General features: G+C 65.3%; 19 protein-coding genes and 3 pseudogenes. 10 read left to right on the forward strand and 12 right to left on the reverse strand.

Annotated elements, in window-relative coordinates; genetic code table 11:
* Window positions 1-59: 59 nt before the first annotated feature.
* The 3 genes from ACLP9N_RS10115 to ACLP9N_RS10125 all read right to left on the reverse strand — a co-directional run bounded on the left by ACLP9N_RS10115 (window position 60) and on the right by ACLP9N_RS10125 (window position 2,032).
* On the reverse strand, window positions 60-1,271 hold the full coding sequence (locus tag ACLP9N_RS10115; protein WP_442407278.1) for a thiolase family protein: 1,212 nt from the start codon (window positions 1,269-1,271) through the stop codon (window positions 60-62).
* A gap of 37 nt (window positions 1,272-1,308) precedes the next feature.
* Window positions 1,309-1,704: a Zn-ribbon domain-containing OB-fold protein gene (locus ACLP9N_RS10120; protein WP_442407279.1), complete on the reverse strand. Its 396-nt coding sequence runs from the start codon at window positions 1,702-1,704 to the stop codon at window positions 1,309-1,311.
* A 115-nt stretch (window positions 1,705-1,819) separates the two neighbouring features.
* Window positions 1,820-2,032 (reverse strand): hypothetical protein, encoded by a 213-nt coding sequence (locus ACLP9N_RS10125; RefSeq protein ID WP_442407280.1) that lies wholly within the window; start codon window positions 2,030-2,032, stop codon window positions 1,820-1,822.
* Window positions 2,033-2,158: 126 nt separating this feature from the next.
* On the opposite strand from ACLP9N_RS10125, the gene ACLP9N_RS10130 reads away from it, so the two are divergent.
* Window positions 2,159-2,608 (forward strand): hypothetical protein, encoded by a 450-nt coding sequence (locus tag ACLP9N_RS10130; protein WP_442407281.1) that lies wholly within the window; start codon window positions 2,159-2,161, stop codon window positions 2,606-2,608.
* Window positions 2,609-3,011: 403 nt separating this feature from the next.
* Here the strand turns inward: ACLP9N_RS10130 and ACLP9N_RS10135 are convergent, their stop codons facing one another.
* Window positions 3,012-3,278: a YdeI/OmpD-associated family protein gene (locus ACLP9N_RS10135; RefSeq protein WP_442407282.1), complete on the reverse strand. Its 267-nt coding sequence runs from the start codon at window positions 3,276-3,278 to the stop codon at window positions 3,012-3,014.
* 98 nt (window positions 3,279-3,376) lie between these two features.
* On the opposite strand from ACLP9N_RS10135, the gene ACLP9N_RS10140 reads away from it, so the two are divergent.
* Window positions 3,377-4,462 (forward strand): ketopantoate reductase family protein, encoded by a 1,086-nt coding sequence (locus ACLP9N_RS10140; RefSeq protein WP_442407283.1) that lies wholly within the window; start codon window positions 3,377-3,379, stop codon window positions 4,460-4,462.
* A 117-nt stretch (window positions 4,463-4,579) separates the two neighbouring features.
* On the opposite strand, the gene ACLP9N_RS10145 is transcribed toward ACLP9N_RS10140, so the two are convergent.
* A complete protein-coding gene (locus ACLP9N_RS10145) occupies window positions 4,580-4,825 on the reverse strand; it encodes a hypothetical protein (protein WP_442407284.1) in 246 nt (81 codons plus the stop codon).
* A 273-nt stretch (window positions 4,826-5,098) separates the two neighbouring features.
* On the opposite strand from ACLP9N_RS10145, the gene ACLP9N_RS10150 reads away from it, so the two are divergent.
* Window positions 5,099-8,050: an aminotransferase class I/II-fold pyridoxal phosphate-dependent enzyme gene (locus ACLP9N_RS10150; RefSeq protein ID WP_442407285.1), complete on the forward strand. Its 2,952-nt coding sequence runs from the start codon at window positions 5,099-5,101 to the stop codon at window positions 8,048-8,050.
* 9 nt (window positions 8,051-8,059) lie between these two features.
* Here the strand turns inward: ACLP9N_RS10150 and ACLP9N_RS10155 are convergent, their stop codons facing one another.
* Window positions 8,060-8,680, reverse strand: a complete 621-nt coding sequence (locus tag ACLP9N_RS10155) for a TIGR03085 family metal-binding protein (protein WP_442407286.1) — start codon at window positions 8,678-8,680, stop codon at window positions 8,060-8,062.
* Window positions 8,681-8,789: 109 nt separating this feature from the next.
* On the opposite strand from ACLP9N_RS10155, the gene ACLP9N_RS10160 reads away from it, so the two are divergent.
* The gene (locus ACLP9N_RS10160; RefSeq protein ID WP_442407287.1) at window positions 8,790-9,713 is read left to right on the forward strand and encodes a class I SAM-dependent methyltransferase; all 924 of its coding nucleotides are present in this window, start codon (window positions 8,790-8,792) and stop codon (window positions 9,711-9,713) included.
* On the opposite strand, the gene ACLP9N_RS10165 is transcribed toward ACLP9N_RS10160, so the two are convergent.
* From ACLP9N_RS10165 to ACLP9N_RS10180, 4 genes and pseudogenes are all read right to left on the reverse strand, one after another.
* The gene (locus tag ACLP9N_RS10165) at window positions 9,689-10,420 is read right to left on the reverse strand and encodes a pyrimidine reductase family protein (RefSeq protein WP_442407288.1); all 732 of its coding nucleotides are present in this window, start codon (window positions 10,418-10,420) and stop codon (window positions 9,689-9,691) included. The two genes, ACLP9N_RS10160 and ACLP9N_RS10165, sit on opposite strands and share 25 nt — an antisense overlap.
* A gap of 8 nt (window positions 10,421-10,428) precedes the next feature.
* Window positions 10,429-10,837 (reverse strand): annotated as a pseudogene (locus ACLP9N_RS10170) (flavin reductase family protein).
* A 76-nt stretch (window positions 10,838-10,913) separates the two neighbouring features.
* Window positions 10,914-11,879, reverse strand: a complete 966-nt coding sequence (locus ACLP9N_RS10175) for a DMT family transporter (protein ID WP_442407289.1) — start codon at window positions 11,877-11,879, stop codon at window positions 10,914-10,916.
* 31 nt (window positions 11,880-11,910) lie between these two features.
* Window positions 11,911-12,468: a PadR family transcriptional regulator gene (locus tag ACLP9N_RS10180; protein WP_442407290.1), complete on the reverse strand. Its 558-nt coding sequence runs from the start codon at window positions 12,466-12,468 to the stop codon at window positions 11,911-11,913.
* A gap of 182 nt (window positions 12,469-12,650) precedes the next feature.
* On the opposite strand from ACLP9N_RS10180, the gene ACLP9N_RS10185 reads away from it, so the two are divergent.
* From ACLP9N_RS10185 to ACLP9N_RS10205, 5 genes and pseudogenes are all read left to right on the forward strand, one after another.
* Window positions 12,651-13,019 carry a nuclear transport factor 2 family protein gene (locus ACLP9N_RS10185; RefSeq protein WP_442407316.1) on the forward strand — a complete coding sequence of 123 codons (369 nt, stop codon included), beginning with the start codon at window positions 12,651-12,653 and terminating at the stop codon, window positions 13,017-13,019.
* Between the two features lie 20 nt (window positions 13,020-13,039).
* Complete coding sequence (locus ACLP9N_RS10190) at window positions 13,040-14,077, forward strand: LLM class F420-dependent oxidoreductase (protein WP_442407291.1); 1,038 nt, start codon at window positions 13,040-13,042, stop codon at window positions 14,075-14,077.
* Window positions 14,078-14,317: 240 nt separating this feature from the next.
* Window positions 14,318-18,461: pseudogene (locus ACLP9N_RS10195) on the forward strand (SpoIIE family protein phosphatase).
* On the forward strand, window positions 18,461-18,781 hold the full coding sequence (locus ACLP9N_RS10200; RefSeq protein ID WP_442407292.1) for an STAS domain-containing protein: 321 nt from the start codon (window positions 18,461-18,463) through the stop codon (window positions 18,779-18,781). The pseudogene ACLP9N_RS10195 and the gene ACLP9N_RS10200 overlap by 1 nt, the downstream one beginning before the upstream one ends.
* A 75-nt stretch (window positions 18,782-18,856) precedes the next feature.
* Window positions 18,857-19,600 (forward strand): hypothetical protein, encoded by a 744-nt coding sequence (locus tag ACLP9N_RS10205; protein WP_442407293.1) that lies wholly within the window; start codon window positions 18,857-18,859, stop codon window positions 19,598-19,600.
* 239 nt (window positions 19,601-19,839) lie between these two features.
* Here the strand turns inward: ACLP9N_RS10205 and ACLP9N_RS10210 are convergent, their stop codons facing one another.
* A complete protein-coding gene (locus tag ACLP9N_RS10210; protein WP_442407294.1) occupies window positions 19,840-20,244 on the reverse strand; it encodes a SecDF P1 head subdomain-containing protein in 405 nt (134 codons plus the stop codon).
* Between the two features lie 254 nt (window positions 20,245-20,498).
* On the opposite strand from ACLP9N_RS10210, the gene ACLP9N_RS10215 reads away from it, so the two are divergent.
* Window positions 20,499-21,911, forward strand: a complete 1,413-nt coding sequence (locus ACLP9N_RS10215) for a xylulokinase (RefSeq protein WP_442407295.1) — start codon at window positions 20,499-20,501, stop codon at window positions 21,909-21,911.
* Window positions 21,912-21,925: 14 nt separating this feature from the next.
* On the opposite strand, the pseudogene ACLP9N_RS10220 reads toward ACLP9N_RS10215, so the two are convergent.
* Window positions 21,926-22,926, reverse strand: a pseudogene (locus ACLP9N_RS10220) (LacI family DNA-binding transcriptional regulator).
* Window positions 22,927-22,934: the final 8 nt, after the last annotated feature.

The following is a 22,934-nucleotide window of genomic DNA, read 5'->3' on the forward strand; positions in this document are numbered from 1 at the left end:
CCGCTAGACCCGATGGTGGCGACCCGCTTCGCCCGGCTACGCCGCGCTCGCGATCGCCACTAGACCGCCGACTTTTCCAGGATGTGCACGCCGCAGGCGGAGCCCAGGCCGATCACGTGGGCCAGCCCCACCTTGGCGTTCTCGATCTGGCGATCGCCCGCCTCGCCGCGAAGGTGATGGCAGATCTCCCAGATGTTGGCGATGCCGGTGGCCGCGATCGGGTGACCCTTGGACTGCAGCCCGCCGGATACGTTGACCGGGGTCGAGCCGTCACGCCAGGAGGCACCCGAGTTGAAGAAGTCGGCGGCGCCGCCCTCTTCGCACAGCATCAGGTTGTCGTAGTGCACCAGCTCGGCGGTGGCGAAGCAGTCGTGCAGCTCTACCAGGTCGAGGTCGCTCGGCTCGACGCCGGCCTGCTCGTAGGCGGTCGCGGCGGCGTTGCGCGTCAGGGTGTTGACGTTCGGCAGGACCTGGCACCCCTCCTCCCAGGGGTCGGTGGTCAGCACCGAAGCCGACACCTTCACCGCGCGCCGTTGCTGTTCGAGCGAGAGCGACTTCAACGTCTCGCCGTTGCACACGACCGCGGCCGCGGCACCGTCACAGTTGGCCGAGCACATCGGGCGGGTGTTCGGGTAGGCGATCATGACGTCACCCATGATCTGCTCGAGCGTGAACCTCTTCTGGTAAGCGGCCAGCGGATTCAACGTCGAGTGGGCGTGGTTCGTCTCGCTGATCTTGGCGAACAATTCGAAGCTCGTGCCGCCGTACTTGTGGCCGTACTCGGTGCCGATCTGGGCGAACACACCGGGCATGGCCTCGGTGCCGATCCGCCCGTCGACCGGCGCAACGGCACCGTAGCGGCCCTTTGGCGACCAGACGTCGGCGTCGGCCTTCTTGTTGCCGCCCGCGCCGAGCAGCCCAGCGCCGGAGAGCTTTTCGACACCTACGGCCAATCCGTACTTCACCTCGCCGGCCTTCACGGCCATGATGGCGGTCCGCAGCGCGGTGGCCCCGGTAGCGCAGGCGTTGGCCACGTTGTACACCGGGATGCCGGTCTGGCCGATCTGCTTCTGAAGCTGTTGACCGATCCCGGCGTTCGCGGCCATCAGGTTGCCGGCCGCAATGACGCCGATGTCGGCCATGGTCACGCCGGCGTCGGAGAGCGCGCCGGTCGCGGCCTCGGCCGCCAGATCAACGGTGTCCTTGTCGGGGTGCTTGCCGAACTTGGTCATCCGGATCCCGAGAATCCAAATTTCGTCGCTGGCGCTCATCGTCGCTGCTCCTTCGTCGGTCGGTGGTGGTGGGTCATCAGGCGGGCTCGAAGCCGAAGCCAATCGCCTCGGTGCCCTCGGAGTCGGTGCCGATCGAGTATGTGGCGAGCCGCACTTTCATGCCGTCGCGGATCTGCTCGGGATCGGGGTCGACGTTGATGAGGTTGGCGCGGACCCGGGTGCCGTCGCAGTCGACCACGGACGCGACGAACGGGGTGGGGATCCCCGGCGCGGCGAAGGTGACGATCGTGAACGCGCGCACCGTGCCCTCGGTCGCAACCGGGACGGTCTTGAATTCGGTCGCGAAGCACCCAGCGCACGCGTTGCGCCGGTCAAAAAACCGGGCGCCGCAGTTGGTACATTCCTGCGCGATCAGGTGCGGCTCGCCGTCGTCGAGCACCAGATAGTCGACCAAAGGGATCTGCCCAGCCATAAAAACCTCCACCATGTCCGGCTTAGCGCACCAGTACCGTCAACCTACTTGCCCAGATTTGACAATCATGAACCGGTCACATGACTGGGGCCAGACCCCGGAACGTCGGGTGGGCTTAGGCCGGTGAGCCGTCGACCTCGACGGAGGTGAACTGCAGATCGTCCGCGCCGCCGCACCAGCGTTCGAGCTCGGCCCAGGCGAGCGGAAGCAGAATGCCTTCGGCCTGCTCTCGTGTAGGACGGGCTGGAAGCTCGACGCTGGTCGTGATGTCATCGGCGAACTTGACGTCATGGGAGACGTACCAGCCCCGCAATTCGAAGGTTGGCATTTCAGGTTCCTCGAGTATGCTGCGTGACCTCGTGCGTCTCATCGAAATCATTCAGCCGGCTCTCAGCAACATCAGCTTGTGTGAGGGTAGAAGTCAACTCAGACACCTTTCGAAAGGAGCATGGCAGTGGACACCGAGACCGTGGACCGCCAATTCAATGCACTGCAGCAGCAGGCGCAACAAACCGCAACATTGATCCAAACGCTCGCCGGGAAATTGTCCACCGCGGCCGCGGCCGGCGACCCCAACGCTCGCGAATGGGCACTGGACCTCAAGGAGATCGCACTAGCGATCCGCGACGAGCAGAGCACCACCACGGAGCTCCTGCAAGCGATCCACACACTGGTCGACAATCATGTTGCTGCGACCGAGCCGTCTTACTATCCGCAGCCTGCCCAGTACGCGCAACCGCCGCAATACCAGGCCCCGTATCAGCCGCAGTACCAGCAGCCCGCGCCATCCGGCGGTGGGACGCTGCAGCGGTTCCTTGGCGGACGGTTTGGCCAGGCAATCGTCACCGGTGCGGGCATCGGGATCGGCGACGACATCGTCAACAGCATCTTCGACAAGCTTTGAGCTGCAACAGTATTCGGCCCGTCGTTCCGAATTGGGAAGGTGCAAAAAGGTTTTATGTGCTGCGTGCAGGCCATCGCGCTGAATTGCATAGCTGGGAAATAGCTTTTGGACAGGCCGGCTCAATCTCCCGTGACTAGCGTCGATGTTGTTACGCCGAGGAGGGGAGATAATGGTGGCACAACGCACCGTCAGACTCCGTCGATTTATGGGGGCCCGCCGCCTCCGCCGCCAGTCTGTGTTCCATTCCTTCCCTGCTGACCGGTTTTGGTTAGGAGGGAGGTGACCGCCGACGCTGTGGACACCGCCGATGATGCCGGTGCCCACAGCGTCAGCGGGTAGTTTCGGCGAGTACCGACGAATATCATTGTTGGGCAAAGAATTACAACCCCCGCACCAAGTGCGATTACCTGCCGGTGCGCTCGCGGTGCTTGCATCCAGGCCAGCAGCAGGGTCGGCGCTGGCCTTCTTCCAGTTCCTCTTGGGTGCGGCGAATTCGTCGCTGACGGGTCACCTGTTGCTTCGCATCCCCGACCCAGCAGATGAACTCGTTGCGCGCCAAGGGTGTGATGTCCTTCCACGCGGCGAGTGCCGTGGAGTTGGCGATCAGCGCCGTACGTAGGTCTGCGGGCAGCTTGTGCACCACCCCACCCGGTAATCGCTTGGTGCTCACGCGGCCAGGGTAACCCACTGCTGCGCTGCGAGGCAGGCAGTGCGTCTGGGACAGGAGATAACCTCGCGCAATAGCCAGAATCGATGGAAGGCGTGACATTGGACTCTGACATTGGGCGAGCATTGTCCTCTGAAGCTGACTACCGGTACGTGATCATTGGTGCCGGCGCTATCGGCGGCACTGTGGGGGCCGTGCTGACGCGGGCCGGTATTCCCACGGTGTTGGTTGCGCGGGGCCGGCACGCCGACGTCCTGACAACCGCGGGCATCACACTCAGAACCCCGGACGGCACATTCCACACGGCAGTCACCGCGGCGTCTCGGCCCGAGGATGTGCGGTTGACCCGTCGGGACGTGCTGGTCTTCGCGACCAAGACCCAGCAACTCGACGCCGCGCTGCAAGACTGGGTTGATCAACCGGTCGACGATCGGGACGGTGTCGCAAGGACGGCGGGCGAGCTGCTGCCGGCGATGACCGCGCTCAATGGCGTTGCCGCCGAGGAGAAAGCGCTGCGCTATTTCGGCCGGGTGTTCGGTATCTGCGTGTGGTTGCCCGCCGTGCACCTCGAACCCGGCGAGGTGATCGTGCGGTCCTGGCCGGTGGTCGGCCAGTTCCACACTGCACGTTGGCCCGCCTCGATCAGCACCCAGGGCGACGTCGACTTGTTGGCGCGGCTCGCCGAGATGTGGAGTGCCGCGGGAATCCGCGTGCGTACTCCCGATGATGTCGTCCCCTGGAAGTACAACAAGCTGCTGAGCAACCTAGGCAACGCCGTGGGTGCCCTGACCGCCGAATCAGCCGACGCAAGCGACGTGGTGGCCGCGGTGCGCAGTGAAGGCGCGAATGTGCTGCGCCACGCGGGAATTGACTACGTTTCGTTCGAAACATCCACGGCGGCGCGGGCAGACGGACCGACCATACGACCGGTACCCGGATGGAATGCCGGCGCGAGCAACTCGACCTGGCAATCGTTGAGCCGCAACACCGGCAACGTGGAGACCGACTTCTTCAACGGCGAGATCGTTCGGCTCGCTCACAAGCACGGCATCACCGCGCCACTCAATGCCGCGTTAGCGCGGGCAGTACGTGCAGCAGTCCGCAATGGCTCTGGGCCGAGCCATCACTCGGCCGCGCAACTGGCGGACCTGCTCGGGATTGACGTGACCACTACCGTGCCGGACTGACCCCGCCTGCCCTCGTTGGGTTCCCATGCATGCGAAGGTTCCGGCAACGGTGGCGGCCTTCGAGACGATGAGCTGCCCACCCCTGGATGCGGGTCTCATAGGCAGTGCAGTACGGCATCAGTTGCTCAGAACCAGGCGCCACGACCCAGCGGCGACGTGATCCGGGACGCACCAGAAATTGTTCCAGTTCCCGCCCGTTGTGGCTTTGACGCCCGGCCCCGCTGCGATGCAGGCCGCGCGATTCGGATAACTGGCTTCGGTCTGCAGCGTGGCCGCGTTGCTGACACCGACGCCGGTGGTCATTAGTCCCGCGAACGCCAGTGCGCCGGCGGCCGCAACCCGGATCGATCGCTTGGTTTTCATCTCGTCCTTCCTATGGTGATCCGCTCGTGTAGTCAGTTGACTACACCCTTCGTACGCGAGTGTAGTCAGCTGACTACACTCGCGCAATGGACGGACCGGCTGAAATTTGTCGCTCGGCGGAACCCGATCGAACTCCTCACCCGCGGTCTGTTTGCGCCGTCACGCGACGGACGTGCAGTGTTTGCCTTCTGGTCACCGACGGGCGCACTGGGTCTGCGAACCTTGAGCGACGCACCGGGACGGTGGATTCGCCGGGACTTGGAAGGGCTTGCGATGACCGAACATCTGCGCGCTTACAACAGTCTGTGGCAGGTCCGTAGTGACTCGTGGTGCCGATTGGAGGAAGCCGCCGATCGGCTGACGCGTCCGTCCACCACAGGAGCGTTGAAAGAGAAGTATGTGAGCGCCTGCCAGGAGCTACTGGCGCGCCTGAGCACCTTAGAGCCCTACTGGGCCTACCCGGGCTCACCCCAATTCGCGCTAGTTCAACGGCTTTTCGCCGCCGGCAGCTATGACAAGTTCGCGCAGGCGGTGGTGCGGATCAACCGCGCGCTGACCACGGAGTCGTACCGCTCGGGGGACGTGGAGAACGCCGGGGCCGACGAACTGGACATGTTTCCGTCCGATCCGCGCCGGCTCGAGGAACCGTCGCCCCAGCGCGACCGCCCCTATTTCGAAGTGCTCGTCGTCGAAAAGATGACCGAGGACCAGGAACGGGCACTGCGCAACGAGGTACGCAAATGGCGGCGTCCCGACGACGAATTCGTCTATGAGCTCGTGGTGGTGTCCAGCGGAGATGAGGCGCTCATCGCGGCACGGCTCAACGTCAATTTGCAGGCGGTGGTGATTCGGCGCCGATTTTCGCATCAGTCGACCCGGGACTTGTCGGCTCTGGCGGAGTTCGTGGATACCGCGGTGTCGGATGAGTTGGCCGATCATCAGTCGCCCGAGGAACGCGCGCAGATCCTGGCGGTGTCCCTGGCGAAGTTGCGACCCGAACTCGACCTGTACCTCATGACCGAGATCGATGTGGAGGAGATGGCCGGGCGGCTGGGACAGTACTTCCGCAGGGTGTTTCATGCTCGGGAAGGCATGCTCGAGCTGCACCTGTCGATCCTGCAGGGCGTGGCGGCGCGCTACCGCACGCCTTTCTTCAGCGCGCTGAAGGAGTACAGCCACCGGCCCACGGGTGTCTTTCACGCCCTGCCGATTTCGCAGGGTAAGTCGATCGTCAACTCGCACTGGATCAGGGACATGGTCGGCTTTTACGGCCTGGAAGTGTTCATGGCCGAGACGTCGGCGACGTGCGGCGGCCTCGACTCGCTGCTCGAGCCGACCGGGCCCTTGCGTGAATCACAGCAACTCGCGGCGCAAGCCTACGGATCGCGTCACACGTACTTCGTCACCAACGGAACGTCGACGGCCAACAAGATCGTCACCCAGGCGTTGGTGGCACCCGGTGACATCGTGCTGCTGGACCGCAACTGCCACCAGTCGCATCACTACGGGATGATGCTCGCCGGCGCGAATGTCATTTACCTCGAGGCCTATCCGCTCAACGACTACTCGATGTACGGCGCGGTGCCGCTGCGCGAGATCAAGTCAAAGTTGTTGGCACTCAAGCGCGCCGGCAAGCTCGACCGGGTCAAGATGATGTCGCTGACCAACTGCACCTTCGACGGGGTCGTCTACGACGTGCAGCGTGTCATGGAGGAGTGCCTCGCCATCAAGCCCGACCTGGTGTTCCTGTGGGACGAGGCGTGGTTCGCGTTCGCGCGTTTTCACCCGGTCTATCGGACTCGCACCGCGATGGCGTCCGCGCAGTCATTGCGCGAGCGGCTGCAGGACTCCGGCTACAAGCGCCGCTATGAGGAGTCTCTTGCCTCCCAGGCAGAAGCCAGCGAAGACGACCTCCTGCATCGTCGCCTCATTCCCGACCCGGCACGGGCCCGGGTGCGGGTATACGCCACCCAGTCGACGCACAAGACGCTGACCGCACTGCGGCAGGGGTCGATGATCCATGTCTACGACCAGGACTTCGACCAGAAGGTCGCAGAGCCGTTCCACGAGGCCTACATGGCGCACACCTCGACTTCACCCAACTACCAGATCCTTGCGTCGCTGGATCTGGGCCGCCGGCAGGTGGCGCTGGAGGGTGTCGAATTGGTGCAGCGGCAGATTGAAAACGCGATGCAGCTTCGCGATGCGATCGACAACCATCCCTTGCTCAGCAAGTACATGAGGTGCCTTCGGACTTCTGATCTGATTCCAGACCGGTTCCGGCCGTCGGCCATCGCCCAACCGCTGCGCTCGGGCCTGCGCAACATGATGGCTGCCTGGGATCAGGACGAGTTCGTGCTCGATCCCTCGAGGATCACCCTGTTCATCGGGCCCACCGGCTACGACGGCGACACCTTCAAGCGCCAGCAGTTGATGGACCGCTACGGAATTCAGATCAACAAGACGTCGCGCAACAGCGTGCTGTTCATGACCAATATCGGAACCACGCGCAGCTCGGTCGCCTTCCTGGTGGAAGTCCTCGTCAACATCGCGCGCGAACTCGACCAAGATATCTCCGAGATGAGTCTTGGTGAGCGCGAACACTTCGAGCGCGCGGTGTATCGGCTCACCGAAATGCCTTTGCCCCTGCCCGATTTCAGCGGCTTCCACCCCGCGTTCATGGATCACAGCGGAAGCGAGTCGACACCGGAAGGGGATGTCCGCCGGGCTTTCTACCTGTCCTACGACGACACCACTTGCGAGTACCTCACCGGCGAGCAGATCGACGAACGGCTGGACGCCGGAGTCGACATCGTGTCGGCGACCTACGTAACGCCCTATCCCCCGGGATTTCCGGTCCTCGTGCCGGGTCAGGTGTTCAGCCGCGAGATACTGCAGTTCATGCGCGATCTCGACACGCCCGAAATCCACGGCTATTTACCGAATTTCGGCTATCGCGTGTACACCGAGAAGGCGATCGAGACGGTCAGCGCGGCCGCCAGGTTGACGGTGAACGGTCACGGCTCCGCGGTACCCGCGCCGGCACCGGGCAAGACACCGAAGAAAAAGCTGGCACGCCGCGGCGGGAATGGCGATCGCAACCTTCCCGAGGTCGGGCAGGATGAGTTGGTCGGCCGGCAACAGCCCGGCGACGGGATCACCGTGCCACCGCCGGGTCAGGGGACTGCCGCCGAGGTCGGCGCAGCAGACCTCACCGGCAAGTAGGCGTAGCCGCTACAGGCCCTTGGGCGCGTCCCGGATCGCCTGTACTGCCGCGGCGTCGCCGCTGAATTCAACCCGGGCCTCTCGTCCGACGGCGAACAGCAGCAGCTCCTCGGGTGCGCCGGTCACCGTGACGGCGGGGCCGCGGCCGACGGTCATGACTGTCTTGCCCTCCGGGGTTCGCAACGCAAGCCTGCCAGGCACCTTGGCCAGCGTCATCCGGCCCATCAGCGGCAGGGTGCGGCGCAGCACGGTGGTCAGCGCGGGTTCGAGCTCACGGGGCTGCCACCCGGGCTGCGCGCGGCGAATGTCCTCGTGATGGATGAACATCTCGGCGACATTGGCAACCGGGTCGAGCAGTTTGAGTGGAGAGTAGACCGGCGGCCCGGATGCGACCTTGTCCACCAGCTCGTTCCAGTCGGTGCGCTGGGCCACGCCGTCTTGCACCTTGGCGGTGTGGTCGGCGAAGAAGGAGATGAGGATGCCGGGTGCAGCATCGAGCCGGTACTCCCGGATCATCAAATGGGCGGCCAGGTCGCGGGTTTTCCAGCCTTCGCACAGGGTGGGCGCCTCCGGCCCGACGCCGCGCAGGGTGTCGACGAGGGCGGCGCGTTCGCGTTGAGCAATAGACACCTGATTTCCCTTCAGTTTGGGTGAGCGGTGGTTCGCCTGCGGCGCTGACCGCTTCAGCGTAGAGCCGATAGGATTGTCGGTTAGACCAGGTAATCATTGGGAGGCACGAGTGTCATCACCTAGTTCGGCGCGTAGCGAGGGCGACAGCTGGGACTTGGCCTCCAGCGTGGGAGCGACGGCAACGATGGTGGCGGCTTCCCGAGCGCTGGCTTCTCGCGGCCCGGATCCGCTGCTCGACGATCGGTTCGCCGAGCCATTGGTGCGTGCGGTCGGACACCCCTTCTTCACGCGCATGTTGGACGGCGATATCCCTCTCGACGATGAGGACCTGCCCACCACCCCGGAGCAGCGGCGCCAACAGATCGCGGTGCGCACCAGGTTTTTCGACGATTTCTTCCTCACCGCGACCGCCGCCGGGATACGTCAAGCTGTCATCTTGGCCGCCGGGCTCGACGCGCGAGCCTACCGGTTGGCCTGGCCGGCGGGCGTGGTGGTGTTCGAGGTGGACCAGCCTGAGGTCATTGCGTTCAAGAGCACCACGCTGACCCAACTCGGTGCTGAACCGACCGCCGAGCGCCGCGCCGTCGGCGTCGACTTGCGTGACGATTGGCCAACCGCCTTGCGCGACAACTACTTCGACACCGCAGCACCCACCGCCTGGATCGCCGAGGGCCTACTGCCCTACCTGCCACCGGAGGCCCAAGACCGGCTTCTGGACAACATCACCGCACTCAGCGCGCCGGGCAGCCGGCTGGCCACGGAGAATATCTCCGACATGAGTGTGTTTACCGACGAGCGGTTTCGGTCCTTGCGCAGTGGGTGGCGCAAGCACGGACTGGACATCGACGTTGCCGAGTTGGTGTGGCTCGGTTCGCGCCGTCAAGCCGCCGATCACTTGACATCTGCGGGCTGGCGGGTCACCCAGTACACCACCGAGCAGGCATATGCGGCCAACGGATTTGCGCTGCCGGATCACGAGGCAATCAAGGCATTTCGCGGCGCCGTCAGCTACATCAAGGCAGAGCTCGGGTGATCAGCGAGGCCGTATTTCAGGAACAGGTATCCCTGATGGGCCAGCACGTGGTGCAACGAGAGTTCGTTGGGGGCCGGAAGCTGCGGTAAAACCGCCGATTTTGCGGATCGGCCGGTTCCGGCGAGTTTAGGGGCGATGGTCACACACATTTCATCGATGAGGCCGCGTAAGACAAGTTCATCGAGCAGCGTGGGACCGCCTTCGCACAGGACGCGCCGCATGCCCCGTGAACTCAAGGCGGTAATCACCTTTGTCATATCGACACTGTCCTCGCCGGCGATCACCACGTCGGGACGCGCTTCGGATTCGAACCGCAGGCCAGCGGCGGCCGTCGAACTCGTGATGACCATCGGGCGTTGTGCGGGCTCGGCGAACAATGATTGGGGCAGCTTTCCCGACTGGGACACCACCGCGATGGGCGGCGGTTCGTCAAGTGCCCAACGCCCTCGCCGGTAGGAGCGTTGAGCGTCGGTCAACCGCACCGGGCCGTAATTCTCCGCGCGTGCCGTCCCGGCTCCGACGATAACCACATCGGCATAGCCGCGCAGCGCCAACAACAATTGTTGATCGAGAGGACCCGATAGCGGGCCGGCCGGGCCGTGCATCGATGCCGCGCCGTCGACACTGAAGATCATGTTGGCGCGCACTCCGTCGGGTGGGTCGCTGTAGAAACGTTGCAGTTCAGCGATGTCGTCAATCGCGGACATACGAACCGTCACGCCTCGTGCCCCGGCTCTAGATCGGTGACGTCCGCAAAGATGATCAGCTCGTCAACGGAATCCGGTGCTTCGCCGGCGATCGGCTCCAACAGGTGACCGACGTGGTCCCCAACGTCGATGCGCGTCAGTGTTTTGCCGACGAACCAGGCGATGGCGTCATCGAGAATCGGCATGTCCTGGGGGCCGGCATGCCAGGCGCAGCGGCTGAACTTGTCAATACTGTCGCCGGTCTGGCTCCCGAACAGCTGCGCGAGCGAGATGGTCCGCGTCCCGCGCGATTCGGTAGGTGTGGTTGCGCTTGGACAGGCCGATGAGAAATCGCGGCGGCCGGATGCTGGTCTGACTTGCAAAGCCCACCAGGCACCCGGCACGGGCGCCCCGGGCTTTGGTCGTCACCACGAACATCGGATAGTCCAGGAGCCCGACCAGTCGTTCGAAGGCTTCTGCTCCCCCTGTCGGCCCCGTCGACGCTGTCACGACCTCAGTCGCTGCGATCGTGGACGCCGACGGCCGCCAGTGGGACTGCAGAGTCGGGCGCGTGAGGGTTGGACGGCGAATATCGTTGTTGCACCGCAGAACCGGCTTGTTCGGTCGCTTGATTGCGCGCCAGCGCTACAGTGGCCGCCACCATCGCCCAGACGGCCACCACTAGGATGATTGCCCCCGGGCCCCGCACCGCCACGTGTTCACCGAGCACGACTACCCCGAGCAGAACCGCCACGACCGGCTCGCCCACCAACATGACCGGTACCGACGCCTGTAACGCTCCGGCGTGAAGCGCGGCGTTTTGCACCACGGTCACCGTCACAGCAAGTGCGACCAACATGTAGGGAGCGGGAATGGTCAGCAGCCCATGCCATCCGCCGACGGCGAAGCGGTGCGTGCAGATCTTCGTCAAGACGGCGATCATGCCGAGCAGGACCGCCACCGCGACCGCCAGCAGCATGGCACGCCCGCGGCCGACGGCGCGGCGCGCTGCGGTCACGCAGACAATCACCAGCGGGACGGTGATCACCAACGCCAATGTCCACGCCGGTATTGGGGGGCGGTTATGGCCCTCGCGGGGCTGGCCAACGAGCACGAACACCGCCAGAGCGGCGGTCAACAGCGCGGCCCAGCCCCACTCAGCCCAGCTGATGCGTTGGTGGCAAAGGCGCGCGCTTAACGGCAACGCGAACAGCAGCGACGAAACCAGCAGCGGCTGGACCAGAAGCAACGACCCATGGGCCAGCGCCAGAGCTTGAAACGCGTAGCCGGCGACCGCGGCGAGAGTCCCGGCCCACCACGACGGTTCGCGAACCAAGGTCGTCGCCAGCGCTCCGGACTCGGCCTCACCAGCCGCAACACCCTGGGCGGCTCGCTGCCGAACGACGATGCCCACCGCAGCCCAAAATGCAGCGAGCAACCCCGAGAAGATTGCGACCGCGTGTGATGTCACCCACCCCATGTCGGGGTCTATACCCCGGATTCCTCTGCGGCTAACTCGGCAGGCGGTTCTCGAGGATCTTCAGCGCACGTTCGGCCCATCGGATGTTCTCTTCTTCGAACGCTATTCCACGCAGCAGCGTCAGATAGGGACCGACTCGTTCGGTTTGGGCCAGGTATTTCTCCTCGGTACGACCGTCGAACAGACGCGTCCGAAACCGTTCGTAGCGTTGCAATTTCGCGGTCGCCCATTGCAGCCGTTCAACGATGAAGTCGCGGACAGCCTGCGCGTCGCCGGCATCGGCAGCCGAGACTTTGACCATCAGTTCATCGCGAATCACACAGGGCTTCGGCGCCTTGGCAGTGAACCGGTGGATCGCTTCGTGGCCAGCCTCGGTCAGTGAATACATGCGCTTGTTGGGCCTCCGTTCTTGTTCGACGATGCGCGCCTGGATGAGGCCCTGTTCGGCGAGCCGGTCCAGTTCGCGATAGAGCTGCTGCGGGGTCGCCATCCAAAAGTTCGCCACCGAGGCGTCGAAGCTTTTGGACAGGTCGTAGCCGGAAGCCTCCGCTTCGAGGAGTGCGGCCAGCACCGCGTCACGCAGCGACATCGGCCGATGGTACAACGATGCGATTATTCAATAAAGTGATTAATCACCTATAGACATCAATGCCGCCGCCCTCTACCGTCAGTCCCACCTACTCAACAAATTGACCATGCGAGGTTCTCGTGTCTGCTCAGCACCCCTTCCGCAAGGCAGTCGAGGAACGCGACGAGGCGGCCATCCAGGCGATGCTGGCCGACGACGTCGTATTCACCAGCCCGGTGGCGTTCAAGCCCTATATCGGCAAGGCGATCACCGCCGCGATCCTGCGCGGTGTGTTGCGGGTCTTCGAGGACTTCCGCTACGTGCGTGAGATCCATGACCGCAACGGCCGCGAACATGCGTTCGTGTTCGAGGCCAGGATTTCCGGCGTCGAGGGCAAGAGAATCACCGGCTGCGATTTCCTGCACTTCAACGACGATGGTCTGATCGACGACTTCATGGTGATGGTGCGGCCGCTGTCCGGCGCGACGGCATTGTCCGAGGCCATGGGCACCCAGTTCGACCGGATCCAGCAAGAGGCTCTGGAGCTGGCCGATCAGTTCACTTCGGCGTAGGGGGCGGAGGGGAACTGGACATGAGGATTGGGCTGGGGATCAATTACGCCGGCGGGTTCAAAGAGGTCGCCGCCGAAGTGGCCGACCTCGAACGCGCCGGGCTGGACATCGTCTTCGTCCCCGAGGCGTATTCGTTCGACGCGGTGAGTGCGCTGGGCTACCTGGCCGCCGCCACAGAAAAGGTTCAGCTGGCCTCGGGCATCTTGCAGCTGTACACCCGAACCCCCACCCTGACCGCGATGACCGCGGCCGGCCTCGACTACGTCTCCGATGGACGGTTCACGCTCGGCCTGGGCGCCTCTGGCCCACAGGTCATCGAGGGCTTCCACGGTGTGCCCTACGACGCCCCGATCGGCCGCACCCGTGAGGTCATCGACATCTGCCGTCAAGTGTGGCGCCGTGAGTACCTGGACTACCAGGGCAAGCACTACACCATCCCGTTGCCCGCCGACCAGGGCACCGGGCTTGGCAAATCGCTGAAGCTCATCAATCAGCCTGTCCGGGAACGCATTCCGATATTGGTGGCCGCGCTGGGACCCAAGAATGTCGAGCTGGTCGCCGAAATTGCCGAGGGCTGGCAACCGATCTTCTATCTGCCCGAGAAGGCTCAAGACGTGTGGGGAAAGGCTCTGGCTGCCGGGCAGGCCAAGCGGGACCCCGCGTTGGGCAAGCTGGATGTGTACGCCGGGCCGGTACTGGCCATCGGCGAAAACGTGGAGCCACTGCGGGAATTCGTCAAACCACACCTGGCCCTCTACATCGGGGGAATGGGCGCCAAGGGCAAGAACTTCTACCATGCCCTGGCCACCAAGTACGGTTACGGCCCGCAAGCCGACCGGATCCAAGAGCTCTACCTGGCCGGCGACAAGGACGGCGCGGCCAAGGTCGTGCCCGACGAACTCGCACGAGACGTCAACCTGATCGGTACCCGCGAGTTCGTCAAGGAACGCGTGGCGGCGTTTCGTGAGGCGGGGGTCACCACCTTGAACGTGGCACCCATCGCGGCTACGCCGGCCGAGCGGATCAAGCTGATCGAGACGCTACGCGAATTGCTCTGAGCGCCAACGCTCGCGCGCGGTCACCCGGCTGCGGCAGCGAGGATCCCGACGCGTCCGGCGTCGGCCTCGCGTCGCAGCCCCGAGTCCGGCGTCATGTGGTCTGATCGCGGCTCCGGTTGGCTCCGTTTGCGCGTTCTCCGGCAAACGCTGGTCACGCGAACCCGATGGATGGTTGTCTTAAGGAAAGATGAACCGCAAACGGCAGGGGTAGGCGACCGGGCCTGGTCACATTTCGAGGGGATGGCAGTGGTATTCCGGGCAGACCAGGAGATCGGAAGCGATCTGGCTGGGGTCGACTGGGTGTCCACCCCGCTCGGGCCGGTGGACGAATGGCCACAAAGCCTCCGCACGGCCATCAACATCCTGCTGGCGTCGCGGTTTCCCATGTGGATGGCGTGGGGACCCGACCTGACGTTCTTCTGCAATGCCGCCTATCGCCGCGACACCCTCGGCCGCAAGTACCCCTGGGCACTCGGCCGTCCGGCCAGCGAGGTGTGGGCAGAGATCTGGACCGACATCGGCCCGCGGATCGAGCGCGTGCTGTCAACCGGGGAGGCGACCTGGGACGAGGCCTTGATGCTGATCCTGGAGCGGTCGGGCTACCCGGAGGAGACCTACCACACGTTCTCCTACAGCCCATTGCGCGACGATGAAGCGCGCGTAATCGGCATGCTGTGCGTGGTCAGCGAGGACACCGACCGGGTTATCGCCGAGCGCCGAATGGCGACGCTGCGAGACCTGGGCTCCGACCCGAGCGTCGTGCGCACCGAGCGGCAGATGCTCGACTTCGCGGCCGACCAGCTCGCCGGCAACCCGTACGACCTTCCTTTCACCCTGACGTATCTGTTCGGTGACGACGGCGACGCGCGGCTTGCGGGGGCCAGCGGAATCGCGCACGGGCATCCCGCGGCGCCGGAAACGCTTTCGCGCGAGGGGGATTCGCTATGGCCCGTGGAGAAGCCCGCGCATGGTGAACCCGAGCTGGTCGAACTCGCCGATGGCACATTGAGTTTGCCCACAGGGGCCTGGTACGCGCCGCCCACCCGGGCGCTCGTGGTACCGCTGGTGCAGCAAGGCGCCGCGCCGCTGGGGTTCCTGGTGGCCGCCCTGAACCGGAACCGTCCGCTCGACGACAGCTACCGCGGCTTCATCGAGCTCGTGGCTGCGCACATCGCCGCGGGCGTGGGCAGCGCGCGCAGCTACCGGGCCCAGCAGCAGCGCGCCGAAGAACTGGCCGAACTCGACCGGGCCAAGACGACGTTTTTCTCCAACGTCAGCCACGAGTTTCGCACCCCGCTCACCTTGATCCTCGGACCGGTCGACGAGCTGCGCGGCCGAGCGGACGGGTTCGATGAGCAGGCCCGCCACGAATTGGACATCATTCACCGCAACGCCTTGCGGCTGGCGAAGCTCGTGAACACCCTGCTGGACTTCTCGCGCATCCAGGCAGGCCGAATGCAGGCCAAATTCGAGCCCGTCGACCTGTCCGCCGTCACCGCCGAACTGGCCAGCGTCTTCCGATCGGCGATTGATCGGGCCGGGCTGACGTTTGTCGTGGATTGCCCGCCGCTCGACCAACCGGTGTACGTGGACCGCGAAATGTGGGAGAAGGTGGTGCTCAACCTGCTCTCCAACGCACTGAAGTTCACCTTCGAGGGTTCCATCACCGTCCGCATAGATCGCGAGAACACCGACGCCGCTGACGCCATAGTCACCGTCACCGACACCGGGATCGGAATACCCGCCGCCGAGGTGCCCCGGCTCTTTGAACGCTTCCACCGCATCGAAACCGCACGCGCACGCTCCACCGAAGGCAGCGGAATCGGGCTCGCTTTGGTCAAAGAACTCGTCGGATTGCACGGCGGCACCATCACTGCGAACAGCCGAGAGGATATCGGCACAACATTCACCGTCCGGTTGCCGATGGGCACGGCGCAGCTGCCCGCCCACGACGTGGCCCCAGCGCCGGGCACCCGCCCCGTACCCGGTGTCATCGCTGAACCCTACGTCCAGGAAGTTCTGCGCTGGTTGCCCGCTGACGCCAATTCCACACCGCCGGACGCGAGTACGGCGGCAACCACGACCGCCGTCACCCCAGCCGAAACGGATGGCAGGCCGGCGCGCGTGTTGGTCGCCGATGACAACGCCGACATGCGCGAATACCTGACCAACCTGCTGCAGACATCCGGCTATGAGGTACGCAGCGTCACCGACGGCCAGCAGGCGCTCGAGGTTATCCGCGCGCAAGTCCCCGACCTCGTCATCAGCGACGTGATGATGCCCAAGCTGGACGGTCTGCAATTGCTGGCGGTGCTGCGCAACGACCCGCGCACCGCCGCCCTACCAGTCCTGCTGCTGTCCGCTCGCGCGGGACAGGAAGCCTCGATCGAAGGCCTACTGGCAGGCGCCGACGACTACCTCGTCAAACCGTTTGCCGCGGCGGATCTGCTCGCCCGGGTACACGCCAACGTCGAGCTGGCGCGGCTGCGCAACCATCACGCCCGTTGGCGCACCGCCCTGGTCGACTCGCTGCAGGAAGCGTTCTTCGTCTGCGACGAACACGGTGCCGTCATCGAGATCAACACCGCCTTCACCGAAATCCTCGGCTACGGCCCCGAACAGCTGCCCTACGAACCCATCCACCCGTGGTGGCCAGACGCCGACACCGACCCCGAAGCCCACCGACAAGTCGAAGCGGCGTTCGCGGAACTGCTGAGCCAAACCCACGGCGCCTTCACCATTCCCGTCACCCACCGGGATGGGCATCGGCTGTGGGTCGAGGTCAACTTCAACCACGTCGACGATCCCGAATCCCGCCGGCGAGTCATGGTCGGCACGTTCCGCGATGTCACCGCGGAACACTACGCCGTGCAGCGCCAGGTTGCGCTGGCTGCGCTGAATCAGCAACTGGCTCAAGCGGATACGCTGGATGACGCGCTGCGGGGCGCCGCCGAGGAATTGCGGCGGGTGTGGCAGGCTCGGCGCGTTCTGGCCGCGACGTTCTCCCGCGACTCTCCCGAAAGCGGCGCGCCGAACCTGGTGTGCGCCGGCGAGCCCGCCGACTGGGCGCACCTGCCGCAACGCCACCGGCAGCTGATCGAGTCGCTGCGTCATGGCGACCTGCTCACAACCGTCGCCGAGGAAGTCGGCGCAACGGGCGTCGCGTTGCAGCATCCCCGAGGAGTGCTGGTCGTGTGGGTCGATTGGCTGAGCAACGGCCGTTCACCCCGGAGGATCACACGCTGCTCACGTTGGTGGCCGGACGGCTCGGTCAAGGCCTGCACCGCGTCCACCAGCTCGACGAGCAACGGGAAACCGCCGTGGCGCTGCAGCACGCGATGCTGGGCCCGCCGACTCTGCCGGAAGGCTTCGCCGTCCGGTATCGCCCCGCGAGCCGACCGCTGCAGGTGGGCGGTGATTGGTATGACGTCGTCGATCTCGGGGATGGGCGCGTCGCGCTGACCGTCGGCGACTGTGTCGGCCACGGCTTGGCCGCGGCCACCGTGATGGGTCAGCTTCGCAGCGCTTGCCGTGCCTTGCTGCTCGAGGAGCCCAGTCCCAGCGCGGCGCTCGCGGGGCTGGACCGCTTCGCTGCGCATCTGCCCGGCGCCCGGTGCACCACCGCATTCTGTGCGGTGCTCACCCTTGACACGGTGAACTGGTCTACTCCAGTGCCGGCCATCCACCGCCCATCATGGTGTGCCCCGACGGCACCACCGTGATGCTGGAGGGCGGACACCGGCCTCCGCTGGTGCACTGGCGGTCCGGGTCCCGACCCGAAGCCCGTATCACGATACCGGCCCGCGCGACGCTGTTGCTGTATACCGACGGCTTGGTCGAACGTCGCGGCAGTTCGATCGACGACGGCATAGGCCGTGCTGCTGATCTGGTTCAGGATGGCCGTTCGGAGGCGCTCGATGAGGTCGCAGACCAGCTGATGTCCCGGCTTGAGCCCGAAGGCGGTTATCCAGACGACGTGGCCATGTTGCTATACCGGCAGCCGACGCCACTGGCGATGAGATTCGCCGCTGACGCCACCCACCTGGCCCCGAGCCGTGCTGCCCTGCGCAGCTGGCTGAACCAGGCGGGGCTCGGGCCTGACCAGATTCATAACGTGCTCATCGCCACCGGCGAAGCCGTCGCCAATGCGATCGAACACGGCCATCGCGACCGACCCGAGGGCACCGTGTCGTTGCGTGCGACCGCTCTCGTTGATCGGCTGCAGGTGACCGTGACCGACAACGGCACCTGGAAGACGCCGCGCAAGGTCGCCGGTGTCAGTCGCGGGCGCGGCATCGTCCTCATGCGAGGACTGATGGATGATTTCACGATTGACTCCGGCGATGCCGGCACCACCGTTCACCTGTACGCGAGGATCCCGTAATGGCCACACCACTCAACTTGACAGCCGACCTTGGCGCCGACGGGAGGCCTCGGTTGACCGCATCAGGGGAGATCGACCTCAGCAACATCGATGCGTTCACCGAGGCGCTCACAACCGCCAGGGTGGGCAGCCGCGGGCCGATCACCGTCGATCTCAGCGCGGTCAAATATCTGGACAGCGCTGGCATCAACGCGCTTTTCGAGCATGCCGACCAAGTCGATGACCTGCATTTGATCGTGCATCCCCTGCTGATTCGCGTCCTGACGATAAGTGGTCTCACCAAGGTCGCGAGCGTCGAAGCCGGCCCCACGAATACCTAGTCGGGCATCGCACGACTTCGCTTGTCGTAGAGTGTTTTTCAGGGCTCGTGTCGTGCACCAGAGAAAGCAACGTCAATGGACTTCGAACGCATCACCCACCCGTTGCGGCTGGCCAGAGGATCCCATCAGCCGGAATCGGGCAAAGGGTGTGCCATGAACGCGATCTCGTACATCAACGGCGACGCGCAGATCACCGACTTTCCGGCGACGTCGGCCCGCCCGCTGGCCTCCTTCGTCCAGTTGTGCAACGACCTGCTCGCCGGACCCGACGGCTACCTGTCCCCAGAAGACAGCTTTGTGGTAGTCGACTTGGGTTGGCTCACGGTCGGCACCGCCTGCGTGGCCGGCACCGTCGCCGACAGCGTCGTTCACACGTGGGTGACCAAGCTTTTGATCAGCCCGCACTGGGGCGTCGTTCGATACGCGCAGAACGGTGCAGTCGAAGCGATCTCCGAGATCGCCGAACTCCACCGCAGGTTCGTCCCCGGCGAGATGCCGTCGATCGCAGCGTGGGACAGCGCCGCTCGTGCGGCGCGCGCGATCATTACGACGCCAGTGACGCCCGAACGGTATGCCGTTCGGGCCGCATACCAATCGACCGCACTTGTCGAGACCGACGACTGGGACACGCTAGATGCCGTGACGGGTAATGCCCTGAAAGCTCATAGACTGGCAAACGGGGATGATGGCCCCGCCCGGATCCTGGAAGTCACGCGCCACGCCATCCGCTCATGGCGGCGCCTAGCCGGGTTAAGCGTTGTCAGTAACGCGCCGCTATCGGCTGCCGGTTCCGGGCAGCGCAAAGGCACGGTGGCATAACCGTCTTCGCATCGCGCCAAAATTCCGGCACTCGTGCCGATTTGGTCATAGAGTCTTCTGGCGGGGGCGTGAATGCGATGGTTGCGGCGCAACCAACCGAGCGTTAACAAGACCAATAAGAGGTCGGGTGGATTCAACCCAGGCGATGGGCAATCGGGGTTCTTCAACTCGCGAGACGTGCCCGACGGGCGTGGGAACCGAAACCCGTTGCCGTCAAGCATCTTTGACGTTATGCCGGATCATGACTGCAACGACTGAACGATGGCGTCGGCTTGCTGGGCGGTCTCGCCGTAGGTGGATATCTCGAGTTGATTCGAGTTTACGGGCACACGGATCTCGGGCGCGCCGATGACCGCGCCGTTGAGGACGAGCGCGGCTTGGGTGCCCACGTTGGCGGAGGTGTAACTGGCAAATGCCGCTTGTGAGGGTTGGTCCAACGCGACCACGACGCCGTACCCGGTGGCATTTTGGCGTGATTCGGCGCGCGTCGGATGCAACACCACCGCCTCGGGCTCGAGCGTGTAGGACCCGGTGCGGACGGTGTCACAGGCGACAAGGGGATCGCTCGGCGCCGGTGCCGCGACCGCCTGCTGGCACTCATACGATCCCGGCGGCGCAGGGGAGAACTTTTTGACCGGACGCACCGAGATCGGATGCAGCGTCGGTGTAGGTGTCGGCGCCGGTTTCTGTGCAGGTACGTGTGTTTGGCACCCGCCCAATCCCAAAGTGGCGGCAAGCAGAAGGCCGGAAAACCTTTGGCGTGCAGCGGGTGTGTGTTCGGTGTTAAGCACAGTGCAGAACAGTTTAGTAAACACCGCGCCGTGGCCCCGATCGCGATCAGCGTCGGCCGACGGTGAGGCATCATTGGTGCCGTGGCGCAGAAGCGGGTGAGGCGGACGTGAAGTTCGTCGCCGGCATCGACTCGTCGACTCAGTCGTGCAAGGTTGCGGTCTGTGATGCCGGCACGGGTGAGGTCGTTCGCAAGGGACGCGCGCCACATCCGGATGGCACCGAAATCGACCCGGCCGCTTGGGAATCCGCGGCGGCCAGCGGTATCGCGGCCGCCGGTGGGCTCGACGATGTGGCCGCAGTGTCGGTGGCGGCCCAGCAGCACGGCATGGTTTGCCTCGACTGCGACGGCCACGTGGTGCGCCCAGCGCTGCTGTGGAATGACACCCGCTCGGCCGATGCAGCCACGGCACTGGTGGCCGAACTGGGCGGGCGGCAAGCCTGGGCGAATGCGGTCGGGGTGGTGCCGCTGGCGGCGATCACGGTGTCCAAGCTGCGCTGGCTGGCCGACCTCGAACCCGATCACGCCGATCGGACGGCGGCAGTGTGTCTGCCCCACGATTGGCTGACCTGGCGGCTACGCGGCCACGGCGAGATCACCGAACTGACCACTGATCGAAGCGACGCCAGCGGCACCGGCTACTACGACGCGGTGGACAACGCCTATCGCAGCGACCTGCTCGAGTTGGCGATGCGCGGCCGGCGCCCGCTGCTGCCGGTGGTGCTGGGGCCCGGTCAGGCCATCACGTCGAGCGGGCCGACCGCGTTCGGGCCGGGTTTGGGCGACAACGCCGCGGCCGCGCTCGGCCTGTGCGCGGAGGAAGGCGACATCATCGTCTCGGTGGGAACCTCAGGGGTGGTGTCGACGATCGCGCGTGCCCCGATCCACGACGATCGCGGGTTCGTCGCCGGATTCGCTGACGGCACAGGGCGATACCTGCCGCTGGTGTGCACCCTCAACGCAGCCAGGGTGCTCGACGCGGCAGCCGGCATGTTGCGTGTCGATCACGACGAGCTGTCCCGGCTGGCGCTATCGGCGCCGGTGGGCAGTGAAGGCCTGGTGCTGGTGCCCTACCTGGAAGGCGAGCGCACGCCTAACCGTCCCAACGCGGCCGGAGCTCTGCACGGCCTGCGGGTGTCGAATTCGACGGCCGCCAACCTAGCGCGTGCGGCAGTCGAAGGCCTGCTGTGCGCGCTCGCAGACGGCATCGACCACCTGACCGCGCTCGGTGTGGTTGCCCGCAGGGTCCTTCTCATCGGCGGCGGCGCCCGATCGCAGGCCTTGCGCGAAATGGCGCCGACGGTCTTCGGCGTCCCCGTGCTGGCGCCCAGCCCGGCGGAATACGTGGCGCTCGGGGCGGCGCGACAGGCCGCCTGGGTACTCAGCGGCGGCCCGCGTCCGCCGCAGTGGAAGACGCCGCCCGCCGACGAGTACCGCGGGCTACCCTGCCCCGCGGTGCGTGAACGTTACGCCCAGGTCCGCGATCTCACTGAGGGAGCACGCGCCGCGGCCCCGGGGTAACGGTTAGCGTCCGATCAGGTCGAGGCGCGCGCGACCAGGCGGGCGATGTCCGTCGGCTGCGGAGGCGGTTGGGCGGGATACCCAACTCGGTGAGCACAGCGGCGATGGCCACGTCGGCGACCGCGATGGGGTTGAACTCCACCGTGGTGAGCGCGGGAGAGCTCAGCGCTGACATCGGAGTGGCGTCAACGCCCATCACGGCGAGATCGTCCGGGCAGCGCAACCCCGCATCGCGGATGCCGTTCAAAACCACGCACGCGATCTCGTCGCTTTGCGCACACACCGCGGTGACGCCGTCCCGCACCCAGTCGGTGACCACCTGCGCGGCGTTTTCCCCGGTGACCTCGGCGATGCGCACGGGCGGAAGCTCACGAGCCTGCGCCGCGCCGGCGACCCCTTGCAGCCAGTAATCGCCCAGGGCACGCCACCGGCCGATCCCCCCGTAGGCGAACGCGATGCATCGGTGACCGCGCGAGACCAGGTGCTCCACGCGCAGCTCTCCAACCGAGAGATGCGGGGCTCCCAGAGCGGGCAGCGTCCCGATCTCGATGTGCGGTATCGAGGCGGCCTCCGCCACGTCGACAACGTCTCTGCTCAACGGGAAGAGGCTGGTGATCGCGACGGGGTCGAGGTTCTTGACCGCGTCGATGACATGCTGGTCGTCCTCGGTCTCAAAGAATTGCACCTGCAGCAAGCCCACCCGCGCCAGCTCCGTGGTCATCCGGCTGCCCGCCTGCATGGGCATCTCGCCCACCGCGACGCGCGGCAGCACGTATAACACCACGCCGCTCTTGCCGCGGGCGAGGTTGCGCGCGGCGAGATTGGGCCGATAACCCACCTGCTCAGCGGCGCGATAGACCGCCTCACGGGTGCGGGGCGAGATCTTTCGGCCTGCCACCTCGTTCAGCACATAGCTGACGGTCGCCGTCGACACGCCCACCAACCGGGCCACGTCGGCGTTGGTGGGCCGCGCGAGTTTGTTCACGCTCGACGCGCCATCCTCGGGGCCGGCCATGCCTCATG

This window comes from Mycobacterium sp. (assembly GCF_052144515.1).
Lineage (GTDB): Bacteria > Actinomycetota > Actinomycetes > Mycobacteriales > Mycobacteriaceae > Mycobacterium.